Below are 5,133 nucleotides of genomic sequence, written 5' to 3'. Positions count from 1 at the left end.
GGTCAACACCTTGGGGTTGGGAGGAGTCGCGGGTCAGTACGGGTTGGTCGTGTAGGTGCGAGACAGCGTCTCCGGGATGCGGAAGTAGCTCGCCGACAGGCCCGCCGGGTCCGTCGCCAGGGCGCCGCGGCCGGGGACGTCGTCGCCGTCGTCCCAGCCCCACGGGGCGTTCGCGGAGTTCTGCGTACAGGAGATGCCGCCGTCGCCGCAGGAGCCGGAGGTGTCGCCCGCGAAGGTGCCCGCGCTCGCGAAGAGCTGGGTGTTGTCCCGCTGCGCCCACAGACCGCCGGACGCGTGGATGTCCACCAGGCGGTAGGACACGTCGCGGTCGGCCGGGTGCTCCGGCACCTCGGCGCGGCCGGCCGGGTAGTAGATGACGCCGTCGCCCTTGATGTCGTAGCCCGGGCGCGCCTTGAGCCCGTGGCCCTTGGCCTCCTGGGCGGTGACCGGGTGGGTCAGGCCGTCGTGCGGGCTGGTCGCCATCTGCAGCGTGCCGTCGATCGTCTCGGCGCCCGCGCCCCAGGTGCTGCCCTGCGGGGTGTACGAGTAGAAGTCGCTGTGCGCCACCGTGACCGCGCCGCGCAGGACGCCGTAGGCCGAGCCGTCCTTCTGCACGGCGACCATGACGCCCTCGGCGTCGTTCTCGTGCTCCGTGTCGAAGATCGAGTCCGACCAGTCCCGCGGGTGGAAGAACATGTAGGTCACGAACCAGTGGGTCGACGTCTCCATGACCGAGTAGTACGCCGTGGCGGCCAGCGCGTGGCTGCCGGTGTTCTCCCAGTTGTTGCGCGCGTTCAGGTCGCCGTCGAAGTCGTAGGCGGCGAGGTAGTCCGAACGGCCGCCCAGGGCGTTGGTCCCGGTCTGGTCCACGTCCTGGTAGTGGATCGGCGCCCAGCGCTGGGCCACGTCGGCGTTGCTCGCGGCCGACACCACGGCGGTGCTTCCGGACGTCGTCGCCCCCGCCGCGGCGGATCCCGCCGCCGCGATCCCCAGGGCGACCACGGCCGCCGTCGCGCCGGCGGCCAGCGTCAGTGTTCGTGCAGGTCCAGGCATCTGTTTCCCTCGTCCCGGTCGGTCTGACAGGTGGGTGTTCGAGGGAAGACTTCACCCCACGCGTTGCCGCAGGGCAACCGTGACATGGCAGTTCGATGACCAGTTCTAGCCCAGCAGGTCCTCCGCCAGTAGCGCGGCCTGCCGCCGCAGGTCGGGCACCGACGTGCACTCCCACTCCAGCCCGCGCCGGGCCAGCCCCATGGCGCGCAGCCGCGGGTGGCCGACGCCGGCGGCGTCGACCAGGGCGGCGTCCGGCGTCAGGTCGAGGCCCGTGCCGAGCCGGTGGGGCCGCATGACGCCGCGCGCCACCAGCGCGTCGACCAGCGGGTTCCAGCCGGGCGAGGTCAGGGCCGGCAGCCCCGTGGCGCCGACCACGAGGTCGAACGCGGACGTGTCCGGCCCCGACCCGCCCGGGCGGCCCAGCACCGCCTCGACCGTGGACACGGTGAGCACGCCGTCCGCGAGCAGCTCGTCCACGTGGGTGCGCATCGCGTGCGACATGCGGTGCCGCACGTTCTCCCACGAGCGCGCGTGCTCGCGCTGGAACGCCGCCTGCTCGTCGGCGGTCAGCCGGGACCAGGCGGGGTTGACCTGCGGGCGGACGGCGTCGATCACCGCGCGCCAGTCCCGCCCCGCCGCGCGCTCCGCGGCGACGCGCCGCCGCACCACGTCGACGGCGCCGGCCAGCACACCGCCGGGTCCGCCGCCGGGCGCACCCCCAGGTCCATCACCAGGTCCGTCCCCAGGCTCGTGACCGGGCGCGCCGTCGAGGTCGACCTCCACGGCCGGCGGCAGCGGGTCCGCGGCGTGCGCCGCGGGCAGGGCGCCGCCCCGGGAGACGGCGGTGAACGTCGCGCCGGGCAGCAGCGGGTGCAGGTGCGCGACGACGTCGAGCGTGGTCAGGCCGGTGCCCACGACCAGCACCCGCCGGGCGCCCGCGGCCCGCTTGTCGAGGTCGGGCGACCAGGGGTCGGCGACGTACCGCTCGCCCCACGGCTCGTACTCGGGCAGCCGCACGGGCGGCGGGGTGCCGAGCGTGAGCACGGCGGCGTCGGCACGCAGTGCGGTGCCGTCCGCCAGGGTGAGCGTCACGCCCGCCCCGGCGCCGTCCGCCACGCCGTCGCCGCTCCCGCCCACCGGCCCGGGACCGTCCACCACGTCCACCACCGTGCCGCGCACGTGCTCCACCGCGGAGCCGGCCGGCACGGGCACCGACCCGAGCAGCTCGGTGAGGTAGCGGCCGAAGTCGGCGCGCTGCAGGAACGTGCCCGGCTCGGCGGGCACACCGGCCGACGCGCACCAGCGCAGCAGGTGCTTCGGGTCGTCGTCGAAGGCGCTGAGCCGCGCGACCACGGCGTTGAGCGTGTGCCGGGGGTCGGTGGTCCGGTAGGGGAGGCCGCGGCCGGGTGTCTCCGCGGGTTCGATCAGCAGGACCCGCACCTGCCGGTGCGGCCCGTGTGACGCGGCCGCACGCACGAGGTGGGCCGAGAGGATGACGCCGGCGGCCCCGCCGCCGACGACGGCGATGGTCCGCTGCATGGCCCGAGGATAACGGTTGCGACCAGGGCCGATGCATTACCGCGCATCGGACATGAGGTACATTCCGGCTAAAAGTCGTGGAGCGCGCCTCCGTCGCGCCAAGAACCTGGGGAGCCATGACAGTCACGACGACCACCCAGTCGGAGCGCCTGGTCGACCTGGCCGGCCCGGCCGACCTCACCCCGCTGAGCGAGACCACGAGCGGCCCCGACCCCGCCGCCGTGTACGAGGCGCTGCGCGCCCGGTGGGGGAACGTGGCGCCCGTGCTCCTGGAGCCGGGCGTGCCCGCCTGGCTCGTGCTGGGGCACCGGGAGCTGGTCACGGTGCTGCGCAACGAGGGCCTGTACTCGCGCGACGCGCGCAACTGGGGCCTGTTCGCGGACGGCACCGTCGGCCCGGGCAGCGGCGTCGGCGGCGTCCTCGCCCCGCGCGACGGCATCTACTACGTGGACGGCGCGCGGCACCGCCACCTGCGCCGGCTGGTCGACGACGCGTTCGAGAGCGTGGACGAGCACCGCCTCGCCGCGACGGTCGAGTACTGGTGCGGCCTCGCGCTGGACCGCGTGCTGGCCGCGGGCGAGGCCGACCTCGTCAGCGACTACGCGCGCGCCGTCCCGCTGCTGGTGATGTCCACCATGTTCGGGCTCGACCCGGAGCAGGCCCGCGCGATGCTCGGGCATTCGCGCAAGGTCTTCCAGGCCAAGGGCGCGGCCGGCGCCGAGGCGCTCAACGCGCAGCGCGCACTGATCTCCGACCTGATCGCGGACCGCCGCACGGCGCCGTCGGACGATCTGACCTCGGCGATCCTGCGGCACCCGAGCGCGCCCACCGACCTGGACGCGCAGAGCGCGGTGTCCGCCACGCTCATCCTGGGCAGCGAGTTCGAGGTCGGGTGGATCACGCAGGCGCTGCGCCTGCGGCTCACCGACCCGCGGTTCGACGGGCGCTCGGGCGGCCGGCTGTCCGCGCCGGACACGCTGGAGGCCGTGCTCGGCTCCACGCCGCCGGCCCCGAACGCGGCGCCCCGCTTCGCCCTGGCCGACACCACGCTCGGCGACCGGGCTATCGCGGCGGGCGACGCCGTCGTGCCGGGCATCCTGGGCGCGAGCGCCGAGTCGCGGGGGACCGGCGACGACATCTGGCTGGAGTCGGGCAACCTCTCCTACCTCACGTGGGGCGCGGGCCCGCACGCGTGCCCCGCGCGCCGCCCCGCGACCCTGATCGCGCAGATCACGGTCGAGGCCGCGCTGCGCCGCCTCGGCGGCGTCGCGCTGACCGTGCCGTCGGAGGCGCTGCGCTCGGCCGGGACGCTCTTCTCGTCGGCGCCGCGCGAGCTGCCCGTGCGGTTCGAGGTGCCCCGGCCCCCGCGGCCGGTCAGGCCGGCGAGCTGATCGCGAGCATCTCCGGCACGACCACGTCCCAGGCGGACCGCGGCGGGTACTGGTGTCCCACGCCGGGCAGCAGCACCAGGCGCGCGCCGGTGATCGCGGCGGCCAGCGCCGCGCCGTGCTCGGGCGGGAACAGCGGGTCGGCGTCGCCGTGCAGCACCAGGGTGGGCACGGTGACGTCGGCGAGCGTGCCGCGCACCGGGCGGCTCTCGACCAGGAAGTGGTTGGCCGCGGACGCCGGGTCGATCGACCGCCGAACGATCCGGCGGGCGGTGGCCAGCGCGGCGACCTCGTCGTAGCCGGGCCCGGCGAACGCCCGCTCCGCCGCGACGATCGAGCGGACGACGTCGTCCGGGTCGCTCCAGTCCGGGTCCGGCGGCGGTGAGCTGAACTGGGCCGCCGCCTCCGGCGTGGGGCCTGGCAGGGTCGGCCCGTCGGGGTCGTGCGTCACGGGGCTCGTCGACATCAGCGTGAGCGACGAGACCCGGCGCCGCTGCTCGATCGCCGTCTGCTGCGCGATCCCGCCGCCCATCGACACCCCGGCCAGGTGCGCGCGGCCGATCCCGAGCGCGTCCAGCAGGCGCACCGGGTCCAGCGCGAGGTCGTCCCCGGTGTACGAGGGCGCCCCGGGCGGGTCGGTCCGGGAGCGTCCGGTGTCGCGGTGGTCGTACCGGATGACGTACCGGCCGGGCGGGCCGCCGTCGGCCAGGGCCTGGCAGAAGTCGTCCTGCCACCAGTCCATGGGGCCGCCGATCCCGCCGATCAGGAGGATGGCCGGGTCGGCCGGGTCGCCGAAGGTCTCGGCGCACAGCAGGGCGCTCGGTACGTCGACAAGGGTCTCCGTCATGAGGTGCTGACGACCGGAAGGTTGAAAACTCATCGGTCGGGTTCGCCGGGTCGTGGTGGGGCGTCAGAGTCCGGCGTCGTCAGAACCCGGCGCCGTCAGAACCCCAGTACCAGCGCGACCACGGCGAGCGCCGCCGCCGCGCCCGCGCCGGCCCAGGCGACCAGCACCTGCCGCCGGGTGCGCGCCCGGTCGTCGTCGAGCTGGGCCCGCAGGGTCTCGAACTCGCGGTGGGCCGCCTCGATCTCCGCGCGGAGGGCCGCGAGCTGCGCGTCCGCCCGGGCCGCCGTGGCCTGCGCGGTCGCCGCC

The 5,133-nt window shown here is 75.5% G+C and carries 5 protein-coding genes; 1 reads left to right on the top strand and 4 read right to left on the bottom strand.

Annotated features, from left to right (window positions below):
- Positions 1-33 precede the first annotated feature (33 nt).
- Positions 34-1,053 (bottom strand): hypothetical protein, encoded by a 1,020-nt coding sequence (locus tag ACFWEJ_RS27130; protein WP_377232283.1) that lies wholly within the window; start codon positions 1,051-1,053, stop codon positions 34-36.
- A gap of 105 nt (positions 1,054-1,158) precedes the next feature.
- Entirely contained in the window at positions 1,159-2,592 is a 1,434-nt protein-coding gene (locus ACFWEJ_RS27125; protein WP_377232282.1) for an FAD/NAD(P)-binding protein, read from the bottom strand.
- A gap of 116 nt (positions 2,593-2,708) precedes the next feature.
- Between ACFWEJ_RS27125 and ACFWEJ_RS27120 the strand changes: the two genes are divergently transcribed.
- Complete coding sequence (locus ACFWEJ_RS27120) at positions 2,709-3,983, top strand: hypothetical protein (protein ID WP_377232281.1); 1,275 nt, start codon at positions 2,709-2,711, stop codon at positions 3,981-3,983.
- Here the strand turns inward: ACFWEJ_RS27120 and ACFWEJ_RS27115 are convergent.
- Together ACFWEJ_RS27115 and ACFWEJ_RS27110 are read right to left on the bottom strand one after the other, a co-directional pair.
- Positions 3,967-4,827: an alpha/beta fold hydrolase gene (locus ACFWEJ_RS27115; RefSeq protein WP_377232280.1), complete on the bottom strand. Its 861-nt coding sequence runs from the start codon at positions 4,825-4,827 to the stop codon at positions 3,967-3,969. The genes ACFWEJ_RS27120 and ACFWEJ_RS27115 overlap by 17 nt on opposite strands.
- Before the next feature lie 95 nt (positions 4,828-4,922).
- On the bottom strand, positions 4,923-5,133 hold a 211-nt coding region (locus tag ACFWEJ_RS27110; RefSeq protein WP_377232279.1), incomplete at its 5' end, for a hypothetical protein.

The sequence above is a fragment of the Promicromonospora sp. NPDC060204 genome, assembly GCF_042728455.1.
Lineage (GTDB): Bacteria > Actinomycetota > Actinomycetes > Actinomycetales > Cellulomonadaceae > Promicromonospora.
Note: the sequence above shows the minus strand (reverse complement) of the source record. Positions and strands in the feature narration are given on the sequence as shown.

What these genes read in the sequence shown, in the direction of transcription:
- ACFWEJ_RS27115 (WP_377232280.1), bottom strand. Translation starts at nt 4,827, where the DNA reads ATGACGGAGACCCTTGTCGACGTACCGAGCGCCCTGCTGTGCGCCGAG.
- ACFWEJ_RS27130 (WP_377232283.1), bottom strand. Translation starts at nt 1,053, where the DNA reads ATGCCTGGACCTGCACGAACACTGACGCTGGCCGCCGGCGCGACGGCG.
- ACFWEJ_RS27125 (WP_377232282.1), bottom strand. Translation starts at nt 2,592, where the DNA reads ATGCAGCGGACCATCGCCGTCGTCGGCGGCGGGGCCGCCGGCGTCATC.
- ACFWEJ_RS27120 (WP_377232281.1), top strand. Translation starts at nt 2,709, where the DNA reads ATGACAGTCACGACGACCACCCAGTCGGAGCGCCTGGTCGACCTGGCC.